The 21,241-nt window shown below is 72.5% G+C and carries 18 protein-coding genes; 7 read left to right on the plus strand and 11 right to left on the minus strand.

Going from position 1 to position 21,241, the window contains the following annotated elements; all coding sequences use genetic code 11:
* The first annotated feature begins 11 nt into the window (after positions 1–11).
* Positions 12–938 (plus strand): helix-turn-helix domain-containing protein, encoded by a 927-nt coding sequence (locus tag ACFU5F_RS11955; protein ID WP_383885508.1) that lies wholly within the window; start codon positions 12–14, stop codon positions 936–938.
* A 136-nt stretch (positions 939–1,074) separates the two neighbouring features.
* Here the strand turns inward: ACFU5F_RS11955 and ACFU5F_RS11960 are convergent, their stop codons facing one another.
* From ACFU5F_RS11960 to ACFU5F_RS11980, 5 genes are all read right to left on the minus strand, one after another.
* Positions 1,075–4,467, minus strand: coding sequence for a S8 family peptidase (locus ACFU5F_RS11960; RefSeq protein ID WP_383885509.1), 3,393 nt, complete (start codon positions 4,465–4,467; stop codon positions 1,075–1,077).
* A 263-nt stretch (positions 4,468–4,730) separates the two neighbouring features.
* Entirely contained in the window at positions 4,731–5,414 is a 684-nt protein-coding gene (locus tag ACFU5F_RS11965; RefSeq protein WP_383885512.1) for an ABC transporter ATP-binding protein, read from the minus strand.
* Between the two features lie 62 nt (positions 5,415–5,476).
* The gene (locus tag ACFU5F_RS11970) at positions 5,477–6,958 is read right to left on the minus strand and encodes an ABC transporter permease (protein ID WP_383885515.1); all 1,482 of its coding nucleotides are present in this window, start codon (positions 6,956–6,958) and stop codon (positions 5,477–5,479) included.
* Between the two features lie 177 nt (positions 6,959–7,135).
* Positions 7,136–8,389, minus strand: coding sequence for an Ig-like domain-containing protein (locus ACFU5F_RS11975; RefSeq protein ID WP_383885518.1), 1,254 nt, complete (start codon positions 8,387–8,389; stop codon positions 7,136–7,138).
* 232 nt (positions 8,390–8,621) lie between these two features.
* On the minus strand, positions 8,622–8,960 hold the full coding sequence (locus tag ACFU5F_RS11980) for a hypothetical protein (protein ID WP_383885520.1): 339 nt from the start codon (positions 8,958–8,960) through the stop codon (positions 8,622–8,624).
* A 110-nt stretch (positions 8,961–9,070) separates the two neighbouring features.
* On the opposite strand from ACFU5F_RS11980, the gene ACFU5F_RS11985 reads away from it, so the two are divergent.
* Positions 9,071–9,388, plus strand: coding sequence for a hypothetical protein (locus ACFU5F_RS11985; protein WP_383885522.1), 318 nt, complete (start codon positions 9,071–9,073; stop codon positions 9,386–9,388).
* An 89-nt stretch (positions 9,389–9,477) separates the two neighbouring features.
* On the opposite strand, the gene hutH is transcribed toward ACFU5F_RS11985, so the two are convergent.
* From hutH to ACFU5F_RS12000, 3 genes are all read right to left on the minus strand, one after another.
* Positions 9,478–11,016 carry a histidine ammonia-lyase gene (hutH, locus tag ACFU5F_RS11990; RefSeq protein WP_383885601.1) on the minus strand — a complete coding sequence of 513 codons (1,539 nt, stop codon included), beginning with the start codon at positions 11,014–11,016 and terminating at the stop codon, positions 9,478–9,480.
* Between the two features lie 403 nt (positions 11,017–11,419).
* Positions 11,420–12,592 carry a diguanylate cyclase domain-containing protein gene (locus ACFU5F_RS11995; RefSeq protein WP_383885525.1) on the minus strand — a complete coding sequence of 391 codons (1,173 nt, stop codon included), beginning with the start codon at positions 12,590–12,592 and terminating at the stop codon, positions 11,420–11,422.
* Positions 12,593–12,714: 122 nt separating this feature from the next.
* The gene (locus tag ACFU5F_RS12000) at positions 12,715–13,548 is read right to left on the minus strand and encodes an enoyl-CoA hydratase/isomerase family protein (RefSeq protein WP_383885528.1); all 834 of its coding nucleotides are present in this window, start codon (positions 13,546–13,548) and stop codon (positions 12,715–12,717) included.
* Positions 13,549–13,969: 421 nt separating this feature from the next.
* On the opposite strand from ACFU5F_RS12000, the gene ACFU5F_RS12005 reads away from it, so the two are divergent.
* Positions 13,970–14,719, plus strand: coding sequence for a hypothetical protein (locus tag ACFU5F_RS12005; RefSeq protein WP_383885531.1), 750 nt, complete (start codon positions 13,970–13,972; stop codon positions 14,717–14,719).
* 106 nt (positions 14,720–14,825) lie between these two features.
* On the opposite strand, the gene ACFU5F_RS12010 is transcribed toward ACFU5F_RS12005, so the two are convergent.
* Entirely contained in the window at positions 14,826–15,989 is a 1,164-nt protein-coding gene (locus tag ACFU5F_RS12010) for an adenylate/guanylate cyclase domain-containing protein (RefSeq protein WP_383885533.1), read from the minus strand.
* A gap of 311 nt (positions 15,990–16,300) precedes the next feature.
* A complete protein-coding gene (locus tag ACFU5F_RS12015) occupies positions 16,301–17,188 on the minus strand; it encodes a biotin--[acetyl-CoA-carboxylase] ligase (RefSeq protein ID WP_383885535.1) in 888 nt (295 codons plus the stop codon).
* A 319-nt stretch (positions 17,189–17,507) separates the two neighbouring features.
* Here ACFU5F_RS12015 and ACFU5F_RS12020 point away from each other — a divergent pair, with 319 nt between their 5' ends.
* The 4 genes from ACFU5F_RS12020 (at position 17,508) to ACFU5F_RS12035 (ending at position 20,641) form a co-directional block, all read left to right on the plus strand.
* A complete protein-coding gene (locus ACFU5F_RS12020) occupies positions 17,508–19,115 on the plus strand; it encodes an acyl-CoA carboxylase subunit beta (RefSeq protein WP_383885538.1) in 1,608 nt (535 codons plus the stop codon).
* Positions 19,116–19,133: 18 nt separating this feature from the next.
* A complete protein-coding gene (locus ACFU5F_RS12025) occupies positions 19,134–19,343 on the plus strand; it encodes an acyl-CoA carboxylase epsilon subunit (RefSeq protein ID WP_319362587.1) in 210 nt (69 codons plus the stop codon).
* 72 nt (positions 19,344–19,415) lie between these two features.
* Positions 19,416–19,544 carry a morphogenic membrane protein MmpB gene (gene mmpB, locus ACFU5F_RS12030; RefSeq protein WP_383885541.1) on the plus strand — a complete coding sequence of 43 codons (129 nt, stop codon included), beginning with the start codon at positions 19,416–19,418 and terminating at the stop codon, positions 19,542–19,544.
* Positions 19,545–20,020: 476 nt separating this feature from the next.
* Positions 20,021–20,641, plus strand: a complete 621-nt coding sequence (locus ACFU5F_RS12035) for a Maf family protein (RefSeq protein ID WP_383885544.1) — start codon at positions 20,021–20,023, stop codon at positions 20,639–20,641.
* 60 nt (positions 20,642–20,701) lie between these two features.
* Here ACFU5F_RS12035 and ACFU5F_RS12040 read toward each other — a convergent pair whose 3' ends face one another.
* Positions 20,702–21,184 (minus strand): hypothetical protein, encoded by a 483-nt coding sequence (locus ACFU5F_RS12040; RefSeq protein WP_383885547.1) that lies wholly within the window; start codon positions 21,182–21,184, stop codon positions 20,702–20,704.
* Positions 21,185–21,241: the final 57 nt, after the last annotated feature.

Here is a 21,241-nt window from a genome sequence, read left to right on the forward strand (position 1 = left end):
ATACTTGCCGTATGGACGAACAGCCCGAGACCCCGCAGGAACCGCCCCCCGGCGAGACCGGGACCGCCGGCGCGCTGGACCGGCGCGCCGAGCTGAGCGAGTTCCTGCGCACCCGGCGGGCCCGGCTGAAGCCGGAGGACGTGGGGCTGCCGTCGTTCGGGCGGCACCGGCGTGTTCCCGGGCTGCGCCGGGAGGAGCTGGCGCAGCTCGCGGGAGTGTCCGTGGCGTACTACACACGGCTGGAGCAGGGCAACGGGCGCAACGTGTCGGCGGAGGTGCTCGACGCCATCGCGCGCGCCCTCCGGCTGACCGACGCCGAGCACGCGCACCTCACCCACCTCGCGAAGCCGAAGGCACACAAGAAGAAGCGGTCGGCCCGGCCCCAGCAGGTGCGCAGCGCCCTGCGGCAGCTGATCGACAGCCTGGACGGCATCCCCGCGTACGTCACCGGCCGGCGCGCGGAGATCCTCGTCTGGAACCGGATGGCGGCGGCGGTGTTCGGGGACTGGTCGGAGCTGCCCGCGCAGGAGCGGAACTGGGCGCGGATGGTGTTCCTGCGGCCCGACTACCGGGATCTGTACGTCGACTGGGAACAGAAGGCGACCGACATCGTCAGCTACCTGCGGATGGACGCGGGCTGTCATCCGGACGATCCGCTGCTGTCGGCGTTGGTCGGCGAGCTGTCGGTGAAAAGCGAGGAGTTCCGGCGGCTGTGGGCCACGCACGACGTGAAGGAGAAGAGTCACGGCGTGAAGCGCATGCGTCACCCCCTGGTCGGTGACCTGACCCTCTCCTTCGAGACGCTGCAGCTGCCCGACGATCACGAGCAGAGCCTGATCACCTACCACGCCGTACCGGGCTCCCCCTCCGCCGATGCCCTCCGCCTCCTGGCCAGCTGGGGCGCGGACGCGACCCGGACACCGAAGGTGACGCCGTAGATGGCGCCGTAGCCGGAGCCGCGGCGCCACCGTGCGTCGCACGCGTCCCACCCGCCGTCGGTCACGTGCCGAAGCGAGCCGCCGGAGCCGCCGGGCGCGCGAGGCGCTCGGCGGCATCGGCTCACATGAACTCCCCTCACCTGCCGACGTACGCGTCGTGGATCGTCACCTTCGACGTGTTGCCCTGCTTGTCGGTCACCTCGGCGCGCAGCGACACGCTCTTCCCCGCCGCCGGGGTCCGGTGCGTGAACGTGCCCTTCCGGAGTACGACCTCGGTCCACTTCCAGCCGTCGTCCGACACGTACACGGACAGCGACCCGAGGTTCCGGCCGGCGGCGGCACCCTGCACGGTGACGCGGACGGTGGCCCTGCCGCCCGCCGGAGCCGTGCTGTCGAGGCCCAGGAAAGGGGCTCCGAAGCGGACCGTGGAGACCGGCAGCCTCGTGTCGCGCGCGGTCTTCTCCGAGGTGAAGGTCCAGCTCGCGTCGATCCGGGACGAGGCCCTGGCCAGGCCGGCGGACCGGGTGAGGGAGGTCGTCAGACGGTAGGCGGCGCGCCCCGCGGGGACCTTGAACTGGCCCGACCCGTCCAGCGCGTCCTCGCCCGAGGCGAACGTCTCGCCGTCGCGGTACAGCGTGGTCGTCACCTTCTCGTAGAAGGACGCCCCCGCGTGCCCGCGGCCGTCGGCGAACATCGGCAGCATGCCGTACAGGTACGCGCCGTCACGCCGGATGCCGTGGGTCCCGGCGATCCGCGGGCCGAAGATCCCGACGTTGAAGGTCTGTGCGTACGTCCGGCCCGCCCGGTAGGCGCGGCTGTCGCCGGTCGTGTAGTACGCGTCCAGGAGCGGGAAGCCCTGCTCGTCCTGCGCGCCGTACTGTTCGAAGTCGAGGGTCCACTTCACGTCGGCGGCGGAGAGGTACAGCGTGTGCCGGCCGGGCAGCGGTCGCGGGACGCCCACGGCGGGCGAACCGGAGCCGCCGGGAAGCTGGGCCCAGGCGAGGACCGCGCCCTTCTTCCCGGAGCTGGACGCACCGAGGCCGGCCCGCACCGTGGCCAGCTCGCCCTTCGTCCAGTGCCGGGTGTAGCCGGTGGCGAGCTTCGCTGCCTCGCCTCCGGCGGCGGTGGCGTACTGCGCGGTGCCGCCTGCGGTCCACTGGCCGGCCCAGGTCTGGGTGAGCCTGCCGCCGGGGGTCCCCGGGCCCAGGTGAGCGGTACCGAACCCCGTGTACGTGTCGAGGAGCCAGCCGAAGGAGTAGTCGTTCCCGCCCACCGTCAGGGCGAACTCCGGTGCCGCGAGGGCCGGTTCGGCGGTGGTGTCGGGCACGGTGATGTCCACGGGCCTCGTCGTTCGGGCGTCCAGGGTGAGGGAGATGTTCCGGTCGACGGTGAGCGTCGGCCGGGACAGCCAGTCCACGCCCTTGGTGGAGTCCTCCGGGTCCACGACGATCCCGGCGTCGAGGATGTAGGCGCCCGCGGGCACCCGCAGATCGACCGTGCCGTCCGGGTCGTACGGCGTGAACCACCGGTCCCGGGCGAGCCCGGAGACTCCGGTCAGGTCGAGCACGTGGTGCACGGCGGGCCCGCCGTCCCGGCCGACCGTCCTCAGCGTGACGTCGTACGACTCCGCCTCGCGCAGGACGGCCGCCGCCGTGCGGACGCCCTGCCCGCCGCCCTGGGCGGTGACGTACGCGGAGTAGGCGCCGTCGAGCTTCCCGCCGAGCCTGGTGTTCACGATCAGGTCGACGGCGGCCCGGCCGCGGGCCGGGACGGTGACCTTCCTGGCGCCGAGCCTGAAGAATCCGGCCGGCGCGGGCCCGCCCTTCGGGTCGATGCCGGTCACCGCGAGGCGGAGGGTGACGGGCTTGCCGCCGAGGTTGCGGTAGGTGAGCTTCCTGGTCACCGGTTCGTCGTCGGCGTGCGGCCACTGGTGGACGCCGAAGTCGACCGAGACGGGCTTGGCGACGATCTTCTGCTTGACCGCCCGGTCGACGCGGATACGGCCCGAGCCCTGCTCGAAGGGGGTGTACGGGCCCCCCTTGGCGGACGCGAACAGGGCCGCCTTCAGTTCGGCGTACGTCCACTTCGGGTGCCGCTGCTTGAGGAGGGCGGCGGCGCCGGCGACGTGCGGGGTCGCCATCGACGTACCGGAGATCGTCAGATAGCCCTTGGGTTTCTGGCCGACCTCCCGTTCGATGACGCTGCCCGGGGCCGCGGCGGCGGTGATGGCGACGCCTGGCGCGGTCACGTCGGGTTTGATCCGGCCGTCCTTGGCGGGGCCCCGGCTGGAGAACGAGGCGAGCCTGTCCCTGTCGTCGACCGCGCCGACGGTGAGCGCGGCGGCGGCGCTGCCCGGCGAGCCGACCGTCCCCGCGCCCCAGTCGCCCTCGTTGCCGGCGGCGACCACGAAGAGGATGCCCTTCTCGGCGGAGAGCTTGTCGATCTGCGCCTCCATGGGGTCGGTCTCGGGGGTGTCGCCGCCGCCCAGGCTGAGGTTGACCACGTCGGCGCCCTGCGCGGCGGCCCAGTCCATGCCGGCGACGATGCCGGAGTCGTCGCCGTAGCCCTCGTCACTGAGCACCTTGCCGTTGAGCAGGTCGGCGCGGGGCGCGACGCCCCTGTACTTGCCCTTGGAGCGGGCTCCGGTGCCCGCCGCGATGGAGGCGACGTGGGTGCCGTGGCCGTACCGGTCCGTGGTGTCGGGTGAGGCGGAGAAGTTCTTGGCGGCCTTGACCCGGCCCTTGAGGTCCGGGTGGGTCGTGTCGATGCCCGTGTCGAGTACGGCGATGGTGACGCCCTTGCCGTCGAAGCCTGCCTTCCACACCTTCGGGGCGCCGATCTGCGCGACCGACCTGTCGAGGCTGACCTTGCGGACGCCGTCGAGCCAGATGTGGGCGACCCCGGTGGCGGTGGTGCCGTCGGCGTCGGTGACCGCCTTCCACAGCGCGGCCGCGTCGTCCCCGGGGGTCAGCAGCGCCTCGGCGTTCAGCGTCCGCAGGGTGCGGCGGACCTTGGTGCCGCCCGCGTCCCGGACGTCGGCCCGGGCGCCGGCGGCCCTGCCGGTGTAGCCGACGATCAGCTTCAGGCCCTGCTTCTGGGAGGCGCGGGTCGCCGCCCTGTTCAGCAGGGTCACGTCGAACAGGCGCCGGTCGACGCGGCCGGCGGAGATGAGCCGGGCCGCGTCGGCCGGCAGCACATAGGTGTGGCCGTCGGCCTCGCGCAGCTTCACCGGGACGCCCGCGCGGCCCTCGGCCCGCTCCATGCCGAGCACCCGGCCCTCGTGGTCGACGAGGACACGGTCACCGGTGACGAGGGTGATACGACGGGCCGCCGCCCTGCCGGCCCCGGTCGCGTAGGCCGGGTCCGCCACGTCGGTCACGCCCGCCAGGCCCGTCGCGCCCACCACGCCCGCCACGCCCGCCACGCGCTCGGATATCGCGGACGCCGGGCCGGTCGGGCCCATCGTCAGCGCCACGGCCGACACCGTGGCGATCGCGACCGTGCACGCGCTCCTGCTGTGTCTGCGCAAGTCTCCCCCTCGATCCGGTTCATCCAGTTCATCTGATTCATCTGGTTCATCCGGCCAGGGGACCTTCCGCACACATACGCGTCAATTCCCCCCGGTCTACGCAGTATGACCGGGGGTCAACTCATGTCACCTACCTCGCGAGTGGGCGCAAAGCGGCGAACCCGGGCCACACGCGGCCCGCACGCGCCCGGACTCCACACCCACGCGCCCCAGCGCACCGGGAACTCGTCGGGCATGCCGCACAGTTGCTCACGTTCCGGCGCTCACGCCCCGGCGTTCTCCTTCACCGTGATCCGCCCCTTGCGGATGGTCGCGACCCGAGGGGCCTTCCTCGCCAGCGCCGAGTCGTGGGTGACCATGATGAAGGTGAGGCCGTGCTCCTTCCACAGCGTCTCCAGCACCTCCATGATCTCGTCGCGCATGGACTCGTCGAGGTTGCCGGTGGGCTCGTCCGCGAGCAGTACCTTGGGCCGTTTCACCAACGCGCGGGCGATCGCGACGCGTTGCTGCTGGCCGCCCGACAACTCGGCCGGGAGATGCCCGAGCCGTTCCCCGAGCCCCACCGACTCCAGCGCCTCCGCGGCCCGCTGCCGCCGCTCCCTCGCCCTGACCCCGAGCGGGACGAGGGCCGTCTCGACGTTCTCCTGCGCGGTCAGCGTCGGAATCAGGTTGAAGCTCTGGAAGACGAACCCGATGTTCGCACCGCGCACCCTGGTGAGTTTCGCCTCCGACAGTCTCGCCATGTCGGTGCCGTCGAGTTCGACGCTCCCGTCGGAGGGCCTGTCCAGCCCGCCGAGCATCTGCAGCAAGGTGGACTTCCCGCCCCCGGTGGGTCCCTGGATGACCAGCCGGTCCCCGTCGGCGACGGTGAGATCGACCCCGTCGAGCGCGGTGACGGTGTCCTTGCCGCGTGTGTAGCGCTTGGTCACGCCGGTCAGTACGTACATGTGCGACTCCCTGAAGTTCGGATAAACCTGGCTGCGGGCGGGGATGTCCGGCCGCCGCTCACCTACTCGACGCGGCGCAACGCGTCCGCCGGCCGCAGCCGGGACGCCCGCCAGCCGCCGAACGCTCCCGCGATCAGCCCGCCGGCGACGGCGAGCCCCACCGCGACGGCGATCGTCGTGAGGCCGACGGGCGCCGTGAGCGCCACGTCCAGCGCGCTGGTCGCCGCCTGGCGGCCTCCGCCGGGGAAGCCGCCGCCACCGGGCCCGCCCGCGCCCGGTCCGCCGAACCCGCCGCCGCCCGTCGCCCCGACCTCCGCCTGCAGCGTCGGACTGATCGCCGTGATGACGTACGCGCCACCGAGGCCCAGCGCGATTCCGAGCGCACCGCCCACCAGGCCGTTGACGACGGCCTCACCGACGACCTGCCGGGTCACCTGCCCCGACTTCCACCCCAGCGCCTTGAGCGTGCCGAACTCCCGCACGCGTCGCGACACGGCCGACGAGGTGAGAAGACCGGCGACCAGGAACGCGGCCACCAGCACCGCGATCGACAGCCACTTGCCGACGTTGGCGGCGAGGTCCGAGGCCGTCGACAGCGATCCGGAGACCGTGTCGGCGAGGTCGGCGGAGGTGGTGACGGTCGTGCCGTCGATGTTCTTCTGGATGGCCGCCTTGACGCTGTCGATCCGCTGCGAGTCGCTCGCCTTCACATAGATCGTGGTGATCTTGCCCTGGGAGTCGCTGAGCGTCTGCGCCTGCTTCAGCGGCATGTAGAGATCGGCCGCCGCGTCCCCGGTGTCGGGCGTGGCGATCCCGATGACCCGGTACGTGACGCTGTTGATCGTGACGCTGCCACCGACCTTCAGCTCCTTCTCCTTGGCGTACGACCTGTCGGCGACGACCACCTCGGCGTTCGTCTCGGACGTCTTGAACGTACGACCGCTGGTGATCTTGGAGGAGGTCAGCGGGCCCAGCGCGGGCTCGGTGACGTCCGTGCCGTACACGGAGTAGTTGTCGACGTCGAACTGGGCGCCGCCGCCCTCGACCCGCCCCTCGGGCTGCCCGGTGCCGCCGGCGCCCGGACCGCCCCGCTGCTGCCCCTCGGCGCCCTCGTCCTGCTGGACCTGTCCGCGCCGGAACTGCCCGTCGACCTTGATGACCTGGAGGCTGAGACCGCCGACGGCCCGCGCGACACCCGCCTGCTCACCGACCTCGGCGACGGTCGAAGTAGCCAGCGTCTGGAAGCCCTGCACCCGGACGAGATCGCTGCTCTGGTTCTCGTCGGAGTCGTCGTCCTGGGCGTCGAACTCGAACCGGGGGCGGTCACCGCCGTCCTCGCCGGCCGCGGCGGCGGCCTTGGTGACGGTCATGTCCGTGCCCAGGCCGTAGAGGGACTCCAGGACCTTGCCCTGGGCCTTCTCCATGCCGGAGGAGACGGAACTGACCACGATGACCAACGCGATGCCCAGGGCGAGCCCGGAGGCGACGACGAGCGCCGCCTTTCTGCGGCGGCGCAGTTCGCGCCTCAGGTAGGTGAAGAACATGGCGGCAAGCTAGGGACGCCGCGTGATGAAGGGATAAGTCCTCGATAAGAGCCCGATGAGAACCCCGTACTCGGCCCGGGAAGCACCGATGCCGCCCCTGGGTGTCACAGGGGCGGCATCGGTGCTGCACAGCTCCGGGCGGCTACCGTCGGCCGCGCGCGCTACGGATGACGGGGATCAGGCCGCCGAACCGGCCTTCCAGTCGGCCCAGCTCATGTTCCAGCCGTTGAGGCCGTTGTCCGGGGCGACCGTCTTGTCGCCGGTGTTCCGGATGTCCACGACGTCACCGATCATGGAGTTGTCGTAGAACCAGGCGCCCTCGGTGTCGGGGTCGTTGGCACCCTTGCTGTCGTTCAGACCGACACAGCCGTGGCTGGTGTTGACGTTGCCGAAGACGGAGTCGGCGCCCCAGTAGTTGCCGTGGATGAAGGTGCCCGAGGTGGTCAGACGCTGGGCGTGGGGGACGTCCTTGATGTCGTACTCGCCCTTGCCGTCGTCGTCGGTGAACCCGACCGTCGCGCCGTTCATCCGGGTCTCCGTGAACCTCTCGGAGATCACCATCTGACCCTGGTACGTCTTGTTCTCGGGCGAACCGGCGGAGATCGGGATGGTCTTGACGACCTTGCCGTCCCGCATGACCTTCATCGTCTTGGTCTTGGCGTCGACGATGGAGACCTGGTTGCGGCCGATCTTGAAGGTCACGGTCTTCTGCTGCACACCGTAGACACCGTCGGCGCCCTCGACCCCGTCGAGCGCGAGCTTCAGGGTGACGGTGGAGCCGCCCTTCCAGTACTCCTCGGGGCGGAAGTCGAGGCGGTTGGCGTTGAACCAGTGCCCGACGACCTCCTGGCCGGAGCTGCTGGAGACGGTGATCCCCTTCTGCACGGCGGCCTTGTCGGTGATCGCCTTGTCGAAGTTGATCGAGACCGGCATACCGACGCCGACGGTCGAGCCGTCCTCCGGCGTGAAGTTGCCGATGAAGCTGTTGGCGGGCGAGACCGTGGTGAACGCCGCGTTCTCGTGGGCCTCGCGCCCCTCGGAGTCCTCGGCGGCGGCAGTGATCTTGTAACCCGTGGACCGCTCCAGCTGCGCGCTCGGCGCCCAGCTCTTCTTGTCCGCGGATATCTCGCCGTCGACGGCGGTGCCGTCGGAGGTGGTCATCTTCACCTGGGTGAGCGTGCCCTTGCTCACGGTGACCTTGGCCGAGTTGTTGATGGAGGCGTTGTCCGAACCGTCCTTCGGCGTGATCTTGATGTCGGCCTCGGAGGTCTTCTCGGCCGCCGACTTGTCGGCCTGGGCCTGGGAGGAGTCACCGCCGTCACCCCCGGATCCCTTGTCGCCGCCGCCCCCGCTGCACGCAGAGAGCACCAGCACCCCGCCGAGCAGTGCGGACGCGACCGTCAGGCCCCTGCGCCGCTTACTGTTCGTCATCACACGCTTCTCCATCGTTGCCGAATCCCCAAAACCCCGAAGATCCCCGTTAGCACTTAAACACCACGACGGCGCCGAGCCGTTCCGCTGCTGCGGATATGTGGGATACGCCACTCCACTCGCAACGGATCGTCGGCGACCCGGCGGGTGCAGAAGTGACTGGTGCGCTCCGTGAGACGAAAGAACCCCGGGCGGCGGTTGCCGCCCGGGACCATCGATTTCCCCCGACCGCTCAGCCGCGCGCGTCTTCCTCTTCGCCCTCATCATCCTCGTCGAGACCCCATTCCGGCGAATCGGGGTCGTAGTCGATGCCCTCGCTGCTCCAGGAGGCCTGGGCCAGTTCGACCCCGGGGACCTCCCCGACCAGGTCGAACGGGTCGACCAGGTAGGCGAGGGCCTCCGCGGTGTCCTCGGTCACCGCGCTCTCGGCGTGTACCCGCTCATCGGCAGGCATATCGGAATCGGCCGCGATCCGCCGCAGAGCGGCCCCGGTGACGGCCTCCACGTCCTCGACCTCCACCACCAATTCGACGCGTAGCCGGACAAACTGCGATGTCTCCGTTGTGCTCATGCCCCGGAGCGTACGGCTCACGGGGCACGCGACTTTCCCGCGACCCGCGCCTTTCACTAGCATCGCTCCCTACGGCCAATTCGCCAGCGTCACAAGGGGATCGATATTCCGTGTCCGTCGCACGTCGCGCGTCGTCCACCGCCCGCCGGTCGTTGGTGACCGCCACCGCCGCGGGCACCCTGCTGGGCGCCCTCTGGTTCGTGCCGTCCGCCAACGCGACCCAGGACGCGGCGGTGCGCGAGCGGACGACCACGGCGTCCGACCCGGCCACCACCACCGGTGACACCCGCGAACTCGCCGACACCGGCAGCCCGAACACCACTCCCTACGTCATAGGCGGCACCGCGATGCTCGGCCTGGGCGCGGCCTTCGTCGCCTACTCGATCCGCCGCGAACGCGAGTACCCCGAGGCCCCGCACGCCCTGTGAGCATCGAGACGCCCGGGCGCGGGCCCGCATCCTGAGGGGCGCGGGGCACTGCGTACGGCCCCGCCCCATCCGCGCCACCCGTCCGTCGGTCAGGCGAGCGCCCCGGTCACGGACTCCGCGGCCGCGACCAACCGCCCGTCCCTGACGAACGCGTCGGCCGACGCCAGGTCGGGCGCGAGGAAACGATCCGGCCCCGGCCCCTCGACCCCGGCCGCCCGCACGGCTTCCACCACGGCCCGCGTGGCGGGCGCGGCCACCAGCCCCTCGCGCAGCTCGACCCCCCGCGTCCCGGCGTACAGTTCCACGGCCAGCACCCGCGTCAGGTTGTCCACGGCGGTCCGCAGCTTGCGCGCCGCCGCCCAGCCCATGGACACATGGTCCTCCTGCATCGCGGAGGACGGGATGGAGTCCGCCGACGCCGGTACGGCGAGCCGCTTCAGCTCACTCACCAGCGCCGCCTGCGTGTACTGCGCGATCATCAGCCCGGAGTCGACCCCGGCGTCGTCCGCGAGGAACGGCGGCAGCCCGTGCGAGCGGTTCTTGTCGAGCAGCCGGTCCGTCCGCCGCTCGGCGATCGAGGCGAGGTCCGCCACGGCGATGGCGAGGAAGTCGAGGACGTAGGCGACCGGCGCCCCGTGGAAGTTGCCGTTGGACTCGACCCTCCCGTCCGGCAGGACGACAGGGTTGTCGACCGCCGCCGCCAACTCCCGCTCGGCGACGAGCCGCGCGTACGCGAGGGTGTCCCGCCCGGCCCCGGCCACCTGGGGGGCGCACCGCACCGAGTACGCGTCCTGCACGCGGGGCGCGTCGTCCTGGTGGTGCCCGGTGAGCCCCGAACCCTTCAGTACGGCGAGCATGTTGGCCGCCGAGGCCGCCTGCCCGGGATGCGGGCGGATGGCGTGCAGTTCGGGGGCGAGGACCCGGTCCGTGCCGAGCAGGGCCTCCAGGGAGATCGCGGCGGTGATGTCCGCCGACGTGTACAGCCTCTCCAGGTCGGCCAGCGCCATGACCAGCATGCCGAGCATGCCGTCGGTGCCGTTGAGGAGGGCCAGCCCCTCCTTCTCGCGCAGTTCGACGGGGGCGATGCCGTGCTCGGCCAGCAGCTCGCCGGCCGGCCGTACGACCCCGTCCGGCCCCTCGGCGTCACCCTCGCCCATCAGGGTGAGCGCGCAGTGCGAGAGCGGCGCCAGGTCCCCGGAGCAGCCGAGGGAGCCGTACTCGTGGACGACGGGGGTGATGCCGGCGTTGAGCACGTCGGCCATGGTCTGCGCGACCTCGGGCCGGACACCGGTGCGGCCCGAGCAGACGGTCTTCAGCCGCAGGAACATCAGCGCGCGGACGACCTCGCGCTCCACCCTCGGCCCCATGCCGGCGGCGTGCGAACGGACGATGTTGCGCTGGAGCCGGGCCCGCAGTTCGGGGCTGATGTGCCGGGTCGCGAGGGCGCCGAAGCCGGTGGAGACGCCGTAGACGGGCTCCGGCTTGGCCGCCAGCGCGTCCACGATCTCGCGGGCCGCCGCGAGCGCGGCCACCGCTTCGTCGGAGAGCTCGATCCGGGCGCCGGCGCGCGCCACGGCGAGGACGTCGGCCGCGGTGACCCCGGACGTCCCGAGGACCACCGTGTCCACAGAGTGCATATCCATATTCAGGATCGTAGGGACTGAATCGCCGAATGTCACGACCGCGCCAGGGAAGGGCTCCTTACTCAAGCCCTCCACCTCCGCGCACGACCTCTCCGGAACTCGGCGACCCGGCCCCCAGCTATCCGCGTAGATCAGAATCTGATCAGAGAACGATCAGGAAACACTTCGAGATTGATCAGAATCGCCAGGTCAGAGCCTTGAGGGTTCCCACACGCGCGTAGGGTCGAAATACCGGACGACGCGGGGCCGCGTTCCGGCGGGAGCCGTCCGCCCCTGCCCTCCCCCTGCCCCGCTCCTTCCGCACCGCCGACCGGCCCACGGCCCACTCCCCCCTGGCCGTGGGCAGCCCAGGGACCGCGTGTCGACTCGACCCCGCGCGCGGCCCGCCCTAGGGGGACCGGCGCCCTCGAATGCGGCGCCGGTCCCCCGGGTGCGCGGGATCGGCCGGCGCGGGCGGCCGGTCCGCCAGACTGACGACCGGGTCCTCGGCACCCTCCCCCTCACGCCCCGCCACGACCGGCTCCACGGAGCCGGCGGCCTTGGCCCGGTACTGCGCCGCGTCGGCCAGCCGGAACAGCCGCCGGGCGGAGCGCAACGGCCCGATGGGATCACCGGTGGAGGCGACGCCGCACGCGACCCCGTCGCCCGGCTCCAGCTCCCTCGCCCGTCCGCAGAGATCCGTGGCGACCCGTACCACCTCGTCCGCCGACGGCCCCACCGCCAGCAGACAGAACTCGTCCCCGCCGAGCCGGGCGACCAGCACCCGGGGCAGCTCGGCCGCGCAGCGCGACAGCACGGACCCGAAACGTTCCAGCAGTTGGTCCCCCACCGCGTGCCCGTGGGAGTCGTTGACCTTCTTCAGGCCGTTGAGGTCGCAGACGACGAGGCTGATCACGGTGCCGTCGCGCCGGTGCGCCTCCATCGCCTCGTCCAGGCGGAGATCGACCGCACGCCGGTTGCCGAGCCCGGTGAGGGGGTCGGTGAAGGCGAGCCGCCGTGCCTCCTCCAGCCGCTCGGACTGTGCGAGCCCGGCGGCCACGACCGAGGCCAGGACGGTCGCGAAGGCGGCGTCGCCGCCGTTGAAGACGGGCTCCCCGGCGGGCCGGGCCACATACAGCTCGCCCCACGCCCGGCCGTTCAGCACCACGGGCGCCACCACGCAGCAGCCGCGGCCCCGCCGACGCAGGGCGGCGACCCGCTGGTGGCAGTAGCCGCCCGGGCGCCTCCCGCCGACCGGTCCGGCGGCCGTCTCCACCCAGGCGTTGGGCTCACCGCCCTCCAGCCACCGCTCGTGCAGGAACTCCGCGATCTCCGGGAACTCGTGCACCGGGTACGTCTCCTCCTCGGGGAACTCCTCCTCGTCCGCCGCCCGCCTCCCCACGTTCACGAGCACCCGCAGCAGCCCGCGGTCCCGCTCCCACACGGACAGCGCGGCGAAGCTGCCCGACAGGGCCCGGCACGACCCGTCCGCGGCCGCCCACCACGTCTCCGGCGACGTACGCGCCCCCGCCATCCCACGGGCCAGCGCCACCACGGCCCTCAGCCGCCTGTCCTCTCCCATCTCCCCAGGCTAGGGAGCTTTGGGATGATATGGGAGATTGGTGAAGCGAACAGGGGTACGTCCGGCCGCGCGACCGTCGGCTCCACGGCCACCCCCTCCGGCGGTGACCCACGGCCTCGCCGTCACTCGCCCGGCCAGTCCGGCTTCCGCTTCTCGTTGAAGGCGGCCACGCCCTCCGCCCGGTCCCCCGAGAAGGCCACCGAGCGCCAGGCCGCGTCCTCGACCTCAAGCCCGGCCCGCAGGTCCAGTCCCTGCCCGAGCCGCAGCGCGCGCTTGGCCGCGCGCAGCCCGACCGGCGAGTTCGCGGCGATCCGCGCGGCCAGCGCCAAGGCCTCCGCCCGGTCCCGCCCCTCCTCCACCACCTGGTCGACGAGCCCCAGTTCCCGCGCCTCCCCGGCCTCCAGCCGCCGCGCCGTGAAGATCAGCTCGGCCGCCCGCGCGGCCCCCACCCGGCGCGGCAGCAACTGCGTGCCCCCGCCCCCCGGGATCACCCCCACCGACACCTCGGGCAGGCCCACGACCGCCGTACGGTCGGCCACGATCAGGTCGCAGGACAGGGCGAGTTCGAAGCCGCCGCCCAGCGCGAAGCCGTGCACGGCGGCGATCGTGGGCATCGGCAGTTCCAGCACACCGGTGTACGCCGCCCGCGCGACGGGCCGCTGCCGGAGCAGATCGGCGTCACTGAAGGAGTTCCGCTCCTTCAGGTCCGCCCCCACACAGAACGCCCGCTCGTGCGTGGACGTCACCACGACCACGCGGACGTCACGGTCGGCGGCCAGCGCCCCGCACGCCGCCGTGACGGAACGCGCCATGTCGGTCGACACGGCGTTCATGGCCTTGGGCCGGTCGAGCGCGAGTTCGGCGACGAAACCGTGCCGCCGCACCACGACGAACTCCCCGAACCGCCGCTCCTCGTCCGCCTCTGCCGCCCGCTCCACTGCCGCACCGTCACCCATAGAACCCTCCGGTTAACGCGGGTTAACTCTCCTGTGAGTCCGATCATCGCAGCCACCCCCGCCCGGCGAAAACCCCGGACGAGGCCGCCCCCGAGACGCGACCGCACCGCCGTCATCCGCGCGCCCGGCGCCCACCCCAACGAGAGCCCCCGCGGGGTGCCCCCTTGACGTACCCCGACGATCTTCTCCACGTACGAGTGACATCCCGGCCCTCTCCGGCCCCACCGCCCATCCCGGCACATAATCTGCGCTCCGCCACAGGCGCACCGGCGGACACGGGCGCGTAGGGGAGGGACGAACCATGACGACGGACACGGCCACCCGGCCGACACCGGCACCACCACGAGCGCCCCGGGAGGCACCGACGCCGGCCGCGGCAACCCCGCCGGGGCCTGCGGGAACCCCGAGGCCGCCGGGGGTCGTGACCGCCACGGCACCCCGCTCCCCCGCCCCGTCGGCGCCCTGGCTGCCGTCTGCGGTGCCGTTCTCGCCCCTCGCCTCCGGCACGGTCGGCGGCGCCCCCGACGGGGCGGCGCCCCGGCCGCGGGGCCGGCACCGGCGGCCCCGGCCCCGCAAGCTGCTGTTCGCGGTGGGCGGGATGGCGCTGGCGGCGGGGGCACTGAGTCTGCTGCGGGTGGCCTCGGACCCCGTCGGCGGCGGCACGAGCGCGGCGGGCCCGGCGCCGAGCGCGGCGGACGGCTTCACGGACGAGGCGACGACGGAGGCCGGTACGACGGTGGGCGACGAGCCCCCCGCCGACGCGGGAACCCCGACCGCCGACGCCCCCATGGGCGGCGGCAGCGCGGCCTCGACCACACCACCCTCCCCCGGCGCGACCGCCCCGACGCCGACCCCCTCCGCCATCCCGCCCGGCCCCGGCATCGGAGTCGAGATCCCCTCCGACTCCTCCGACTCCTCCGGCCCCGGCGCCCGCGACGACCGCGACGGCACCCCGCCCGCCCCGGACACTCCCCCGACGGCCCGCACTCCCGAGTCCCCCCGCCCCGCTCCGCCCGCACCCACCGGCCCGCCGGCGGCGGCGCCCCAGCAGCCGGCCGGCCCCGACTCCCCGGCCGACCCGGGTGACACCACCACCCCCACGAAGCCCACGAAGCCGGGCCTGTGCGTCCCCCTCGTAGGCCTCTGTGTCGACGACACCCTCGGCGGGTGACAAGGCTCCCGATGCTGGAGGGACGGCCGAGCCGTCCCTCGGCGGACGACGGCCCCGGCAGAAACAGGCGGCAGGCAGCGGCAGCGGCAACGCCGCCCGGACCCCCTCAGCCCTTCCCCGGCCTCCGCGAGAGCAGCCACGGCTGGACGACGCCCAGGCCGCGCACCGGGCGCTGCCACATCGGCTGGAGCGCGAAGCGGTACGTCGGAGGTTCCTCGCCCTCCTTCTCCGCGGCGGCCGCGGCTTCGGCGGCCTCGGCCTCGGAGGCGGGGGCCTCGCCCGTGCGGGTCAGCTCCTCGGCGAAGGCACCGTCGACGAGGACCGCGTCCTTCGGCGCTATCGAGGTGAGCCGGCTCGCGAGGTTCACGGTCGAACCGAAGACATCGCCCATCCGGGTCGTCACCGTGCCGAAGGCCATGCCGACGCGCAGCTCGGGCATGGTCTCGTCGTTGGCCATGGTCTCGATGAGACGCAGCGCGATCTCGGCGGCCACGCCCGCGTCGTCCGTGGCGTACAGGACCTCGTCGCCCAGGGTCTTGATGAGCCGGCCGCCGTTCGCCGCCACGAGGTCCGCGGCGGTGGTCTCGAATGCCTCGACCAGTTCGCCGAGTTCCTCCTCCTCCATACGGCGGGTGAGGCGCGTGAACCCGACGAGGTCGGCGAAGCAGACCGCGAGCCGCCGGTCGACCATCTCCTCGTCGTCCGCGGCCTGCACGACCCGCCCGGTGGCGGCGGCCAGCTGACGCCGCCAGACGTAGACGAGGAACTCCTCCAGCTCCGGCAGCAACAGCTCGATCAGCGGGTACGTCACCTCGGTCCGGGTCATCCCCGGCTCCGGCGGCTCGGTCAGCCCCTCCAGGAAGGAGTCGATCTGCCATTCGGCGAGCCGCGCGGTGGTCTGTCCGGTCGACCGGGCCACCTGCACCGCCATGGCCTCGCTGAGCAGCCCCGCCTCGACGAGACCGGCGAGCCGGCGCAGCGCGAGGACGTCCGCCTCGGTCAGCGCCTTGGCCTGCCCGATGTCGGCGAAGCCCATGGCCCGCCAGAAACGGGACGCCAGTTCCATGGAGACGCCCGCGCTGCGCGCCGCCTGGAAGGGGGTGTACCGGCGCTCGGCCCCGAGGATCAGCCCTTCGAGCCGCAGCGCCAGCGGGTCCTCCTCATCGGCGTCCACGTCATGGGGCTCCGGCCGCTCGAGCGAAGCCGAGAGCGGGGGCGGCTCCACGCGGTCGTCCGCGTCCGTGCCGGAGCCCGTGTCCTCGACGCTCACTCCTGCTGCCCTTCCGATCTCCCGCGGTCACGTACTCGACCGGCCTCAACTCTACGGCAGGTGTGCGCCAGCTCACTCCGTGAGGTGGGCCGAAGGGTGCGTACCCCTTCCGGGGGACGGCGCCCGGCGTGGGCGCGCGCCCCTCGGAACGCGTGCCCGGCGCCCCACTGCCGCCCTCCGGACCCGCCCTCGACGACCGGACGGGCGCGGACCGCCTCCACGCGCCCCCGAGTGCCCAAGCCTCGCCGCCCCCACACGTCACGGCACCCCCACACGTCACGGCACCCCCACAGGGCACACCGCCCCGCCCGTCAGGCGGGCCGCAGATGCACGATGTCCCCCGCCCCCACCGGCTCCTGCACCCCGTCCTCCGTGGCGAGCACCAGACGGCCGTCCCCGTCCACCGCCACGGCCTCCCCCACGACCGACCGGTCCCCGGGCAGCTCGGCGCGCACCTTCCGCCCCAAGGTCGCGCACCCGGCGGCGTAGGTCTCCTGGAGACCGCTGGCCGAGGGGTCGCCGCCGGCGGCCCGCCACCGTCCGTACCACTCCTCCAGCGAGCGCAGCACGGCCCGCAGCAGCGGATCGCGGTCCGTGGTCACGGCTCCGGCGAGCAGCAGGGACCCGGCCGCGGGCACCGGCAGCTCGTCCTCCCGCAGGCTGACGTTGATGCCGATACCGATCACCACACCGTCCGCTCCGGCGCGCTCGGCGAGGATGCCGCCGGCCTTGCGCTCCTGGCCGCCCACGGTCACCAGCAGGTCGTTGGGCCACTTGAGTGCCGTGTCGACGCCGGCGGCCCGGGACAGCCCGGTCGCGACGGCCACGCCGGTGAGGAGCGGCAGCCAGCCCCAGCGCTCCACGGGCACCTCGCCCGGCTTGAGCAGGACCGAGAAGAACAGGCCGGAGCGCGCGGGCGCGGTCCAGATGCGGTCGAGGCGGCCACGGCCCGCCCGTTGCTCCTCCGCGACGAGCACGGCGCCCTCGGAGAGCCGGTCGGCGCGCCCCGCGAGGTCGGTGTTGGTGGAGTCGATGACCGGCAGCACGTCCAGGGAGCTCCACAGGCCCCCTTCGCGGATCAGCGCACGGCGCAGGGAGGTGGAGTTGAGGGGCGGCCGGCCGAGGTCGGACCAGCGGTCCGACCTCGGCTCACCCGGTCCGCTGGACGGGTCACCCTGTGCACCTGGTGGGTTCGTCATGCAACCCACCCTAGGTTTGACATCCTCCGCCCCGCGAGAAGAGGACGGATTCCAGCCCTGACGAGCTGAGGTTCACGGGCGCTCGATCACTCTCGTGATGTCGCCCCTCCGACGTGTCCCGCCGCGACGCTCCGATCGCGCAAGCGGAAGGGGTCAGGAGTGTGGTAAACGCCGCACTGCCGAACGGAAGGCGCAGCACTACGCTACGGATGAGTAACCCCACACACTTCTGAGCACGCACCAGCAGCACCGCGTACGCACCGAGCAGCACGTACCGAGTCCCTCACGTCCCCATCAGCAGGCAGGGAGCCGCATCCCGATGTCCGAGCCGGAAGAGTCGGCGAGCCCGACGAGCACCGACATTCACACGACCGCGGGAAAGCTCGCGGATCTGCAGCGCCGTATCGACGAGGCGACGCACGCCGGCTCCGAGCGCGCCGTGGAGAAGCAGCACGCCAAGGGCAAGCTGACGGCCCGCGAGCGGATCGAACTCCTCCTCGACGAGGACTCGTTCGTGGAGTTCGACGAGTTCGCCCGCCACCGCTCCACCGACTTCGGCATGGAGCACAACCGCCCCTACGGCGACGGCGTCGTGACCGGCTACGGCACGGTCGACGGCCGCCCGGTCGCGGTCTTCTCCCAGGACTTCACCGTCCTCGGCGGTTCCCTCGGCGAGGTCTTCGGCCAGAAGATCATGAAGGCGATGGACTTCGCCCTCAAGACCGGCTGTCCCGTCATCGGCATCAACGACTCCGGCGGCGCCCGCATCCAGGAGGGCGTCATGGCCCTCGGCATGTACGGCGAGATCTTCCGCCGCAACACCCACGCATCCGGCGTCATCCCCCAGATCAGCCTCGTCGTGGGCCCCTGCGCCGGCGGAGCCGTCTACTCCCCCGCGATCACCGACTTCACGGTGATGGTCGACCAGACCTCGCACATGTTCATCACCGGCCCGGACGTCATCAAGACGGTCACCGGCGAGGACGTCGGCTTCGAGGAACTGGGCGGCGCCCGCACCCACAACGCGACCTCCGGCGTCGCGCATCACATGGCGGGCGACGAGAAGGACGCCATCGAGTACGTCAAGCAGCTCCTCTCCTACCTCCCCTCCAACAACCTGAGCGAGCCCCCGGCCTTCCCCGAGCAGGCGGACCTCGCCCTCACCGACGAGGACCGCGAACTCGACACGCTCGTCCCGGACAGCGCGAACCAGCCGTACGACATGCACGCGGTCGTCGAACACGTCCTGGACGACGCCGAGTTCTTCGAGACCCAGCCCCTGTTCGCGCCGAACATCCTCACCGGCTTCGGCCGCGTCGAGGGCCACCCGGTCGGCATCGTCGCCAACCAGCCCATGCAGTTCGCCGGTTGCCTGGACATCGACGCCTCCGAGAAGGCCGCCCGCTTCGTGCGCACCTGCGACGCCTTCAACGTCCCGGTCCTGACCTTCGTCGACGTCCCGGGCTTCCTCCCCGGCGTCGGCCAGGAACACGAGGGCATCATCCGCCGGGGCGCCAAGCTCATCTACGCGTACGCCGAGGCCACCGTCCCCCTGATCACGGTCATCACCCGCAAGGCCTTCGGCGGCGCCTACGACGTCATGGGCTCCAAGCACCTCGGCGCCGACCTCAACCTCGCCTGGCCCACCGCCCAGATCGCCGTCATGGGCGCCCAGGGCGCGGTCAACATCCTCCACCGCCGCACCATCGCCGCCGCCCCCGAGGCCGAACGCGAAGAGGTCCGCGCCCGCCTCATCCAGGAGTACGAGGACACCCTCCTCAACCCCTACACCGCGGCCGAACGCGGCTACGTGGACGCCGTCATCATGCCCTCCGAAACCCGCCGCCACCTCGTCCGCGGTCTTCGCCAACTCCGCACCAAGCGCGAGTCCCTGCCCCCGAAGAAGCACGGAAACATCCCCCTCTAGCCCTGCTGGGAGCCAGACATGACCATCAAGGTCGTACGGGGAAACCCGACCCCGGAGGAGCTGGCCGCCGCCCTGGCGGTGGTCCGGGCCCGCGCCGCGGCGGCAGCCACCGAGCCGCCCGGCGCGCCCGCCCCCCGCGACTCCTGGTCCGACCCGTCCCGCATCGCCGCGCACCGCCTGCCGGCCCCGGGCCCCGCCACCTGGAGCCGCACCTACTGGCCCGGCTGAGCGGAACCCGCCCTACCGATCTGAGTACGCGTACTCAGGCGCCAGGCCCTCCGGGCGGCGCACCATCGCAGCATGCTCTGGTCCGACCCTGAGAACGAGCCGCCGAAGGAACTGCGCGACACGCAGGCCATGCTTCGGCGGCTCGGCCTCCTCATGGCCTTCGCCATGCTCCTGGCGATGCTGGTTCTGGGCCTCCGCTGAGCCCACCCTCGAAGCCACGGACGGCAGGTCATGGCGCCGTACCGGTGTCGGCCGCGTTCGGGCCGAGGGGGGGCGGGCCCAAGGCGGACCGGCGGGCCAGGCGCGTACGGCGAGAGAGCATGTGCCCCAAGGTCAAGTCGGACGGTCAGCCCGCGTACGACGAGAAGAAGTTGCGGCCCCAGGCCGAGTCGCACGGGTCAGCGGCATACCGCGAGAAGAAGTCGTGCCCCCAGGCCCCACGGGGCAGGTCGGCCGCGTACGGCGAGAAGGAAGCGTGCCGGGGGTGTGTCCGCCCGCAGCGGTTGGAGCGTCAACCCCCTGAGCTTCCCAGCAGACCGATTCCGCGCCGTTCCGCGGACGGACACCCCCGGCGCGCCCCCGACCCACCCCCCACCCCGAGGCGACCACCCGCCCACCGGCGGGGACGCCACCCCACGCCAGCCACGATCGGCACCCCCGCCGATACCCTGACCCCCATGACCGACCAGCAGCCCCGCCGCCTAGTCCTCGCCTCCCAGTCCCCCGCCCGGCTCAACCTGCTCCGCCAGGCCGGCCTCGCCCCCGAGGTGATCGTCAGCGGCGTGGACGAGGACGCCGTCACCGCCCCCACCCCCGCCGACCTGGCCCTCGCCCTCGCCGAGGCCAAGGCCTCCGTCGTGGCGGCGAAGCCCGAGGTGAAGGGCGCCCTGGTGATCGGCTGCGACTCGGTCCTCGACCTGGACGGCCGGGCCCTGGGCAAGCCGGCGAACGCCGAGGACGCCACCGCCCGCTGGAAGTCCATGCGTGGCCGCGCCGGCACACTCCAGACGGGCCACTGCGTCTACGACACGGCCACCGGCCGCCACACCTCCGCGACCGCCTCCACCGTCGTCCACTTCGGCAACCCCACCGACGAGGAGATCGCCGCGTACGTCGCCTCCGGCGAGCCCCTCCACGTGGCGGGCGCGTTCACCCTCGACGGCCGCTCGGCCCCGTTCATCGACGGCATCGAGGGCGACAACGGCAACGTGATCGGCATCAGCCTGCCCCTGCTCCGCCGCCTGCTGGCCCACCTGGGCGTAGGCATCACCGAACTGTGGGCGCCCCCCGCGAAGTGACACGACGGGACACCCGACCCACCGGGGCGTGCGCCCGACACGCCGGGCGCACCCACCCCGTCAAGAACCCCCGGGAGCCGCAGGAGCGGCCGGGGCAGCCGGAGCCGCAGGAGCACCCTGCTCCGGCACAGCGGCAGCATCGGCACCCCCACCCTGCCGGTCGTACGTCATCAGCGTGAGCAGCACGAGCCCCAGCACCACCATCATGAACACGAACGCGCCCCACCCGACCAGCCCCACGGTGAGCGCGCCCAGCAGCCCGTGCACGACGGCCACGCTGATGAGCAGGATCCTCCCGAGCCCGGCGGCGGGCCGGTTGCGGAGCGCGACGAGCAGGGCGACGACACCGCAGAGGACGAAGTAGAGGCCGAAGACGACACCCCCGGCCTTCGTGGAGAGGGACATCGCGTCCGGATCCAGCCCGGCGAGTGACATCTTCTGCCGGTCGACGACCGTGCCGAGGAACCACTGCAGCCCGGCGATTCCGAGCCCCTCCGCGAACAGCACGAACGCCGTGACCACCGCAACCGGTCTGCGGATCACCGGCCCCACCCACTTCCCACTCTCGTCCTGCTGTTCTCAGCGCCTCGCGGGCCCACG

It is taken from the genome of Streptomyces sp. NPDC057438 (assembly GCF_042802995.1).
In the GTDB taxonomy this organism is placed as follows: Bacteria; Actinomycetota; Actinomycetes; order Streptomycetales; family Streptomycetaceae; genus Streptomyces.

Bases quoted from the DNA above. Each gene is read 5' to 3' on its own strand.
- ACFU5F_RS11955 (WP_383885508.1), top strand. From the start codon at position 12: ATGGACGAACAGCCCGAGACCCCGCAGGAACCGCCCCCCGGCGAGACC.
- ACFU5F_RS11965 (WP_383885512.1), bottom strand. From the start codon at position 5,414: ATGTACGTACTGACCGGCGTGACCAAGCGCTACACACGCGGCAAGGAC.
- ACFU5F_RS11970 (WP_383885515.1), bottom strand. From the start codon at position 6,958: ATGTTCTTCACCTACCTGAGGCGCGAACTGCGCCGCCGCAGAAAGGCG.
- ACFU5F_RS11975 (WP_383885518.1), bottom strand. From the start codon at position 8,389: ATGACGAACAGTAAGCGGCGCAGGGGCCTGACGGTCGCGTCCGCACTG.
- ACFU5F_RS11980 (WP_383885520.1), bottom strand. From the start codon at position 8,960: ATGAGCACAACGGAGACATCGCAGTTTGTCCGGCTACGCGTCGAATTG.
- ACFU5F_RS11995 (WP_383885525.1), bottom strand. From the start codon at position 12,592: ATGGGAGAGGACAGGCGGCTGAGGGCCGTGGTGGCGCTGGCCCGTGGG.
- ACFU5F_RS12000 (WP_383885528.1), bottom strand. From the start codon at position 13,548: ATGGGTGACGGTGCGGCAGTGGAGCGGGCGGCAGAGGCGGACGAGGAG.
- ACFU5F_RS12015 (WP_383885535.1), bottom strand. From the start codon at position 17,188: ATGACGAACCCACCAGGTGCACAGGGTGACCCGTCCAGCGGACCGGGT.
- ACFU5F_RS12020 (WP_383885538.1), top strand. From the start codon at position 17,508: ATGTCCGAGCCGGAAGAGTCGGCGAGCCCGACGAGCACCGACATTCAC.
- ACFU5F_RS12025 (WP_319362587.1), top strand. From the start codon at position 19,134: ATGACCATCAAGGTCGTACGGGGAAACCCGACCCCGGAGGAGCTGGCC.
- mmpB (WP_383885541.1), top strand. From the start codon at position 19,416: ATGCTCTGGTCCGACCCTGAGAACGAGCCGCCGAAGGAACTGCGCGAC.
- ACFU5F_RS12035 (WP_383885544.1), top strand. From the start codon at position 20,021: ATGACCGACCAGCAGCCCCGCCGCCTAGTCCTCGCCTCCCAGTCCCCC.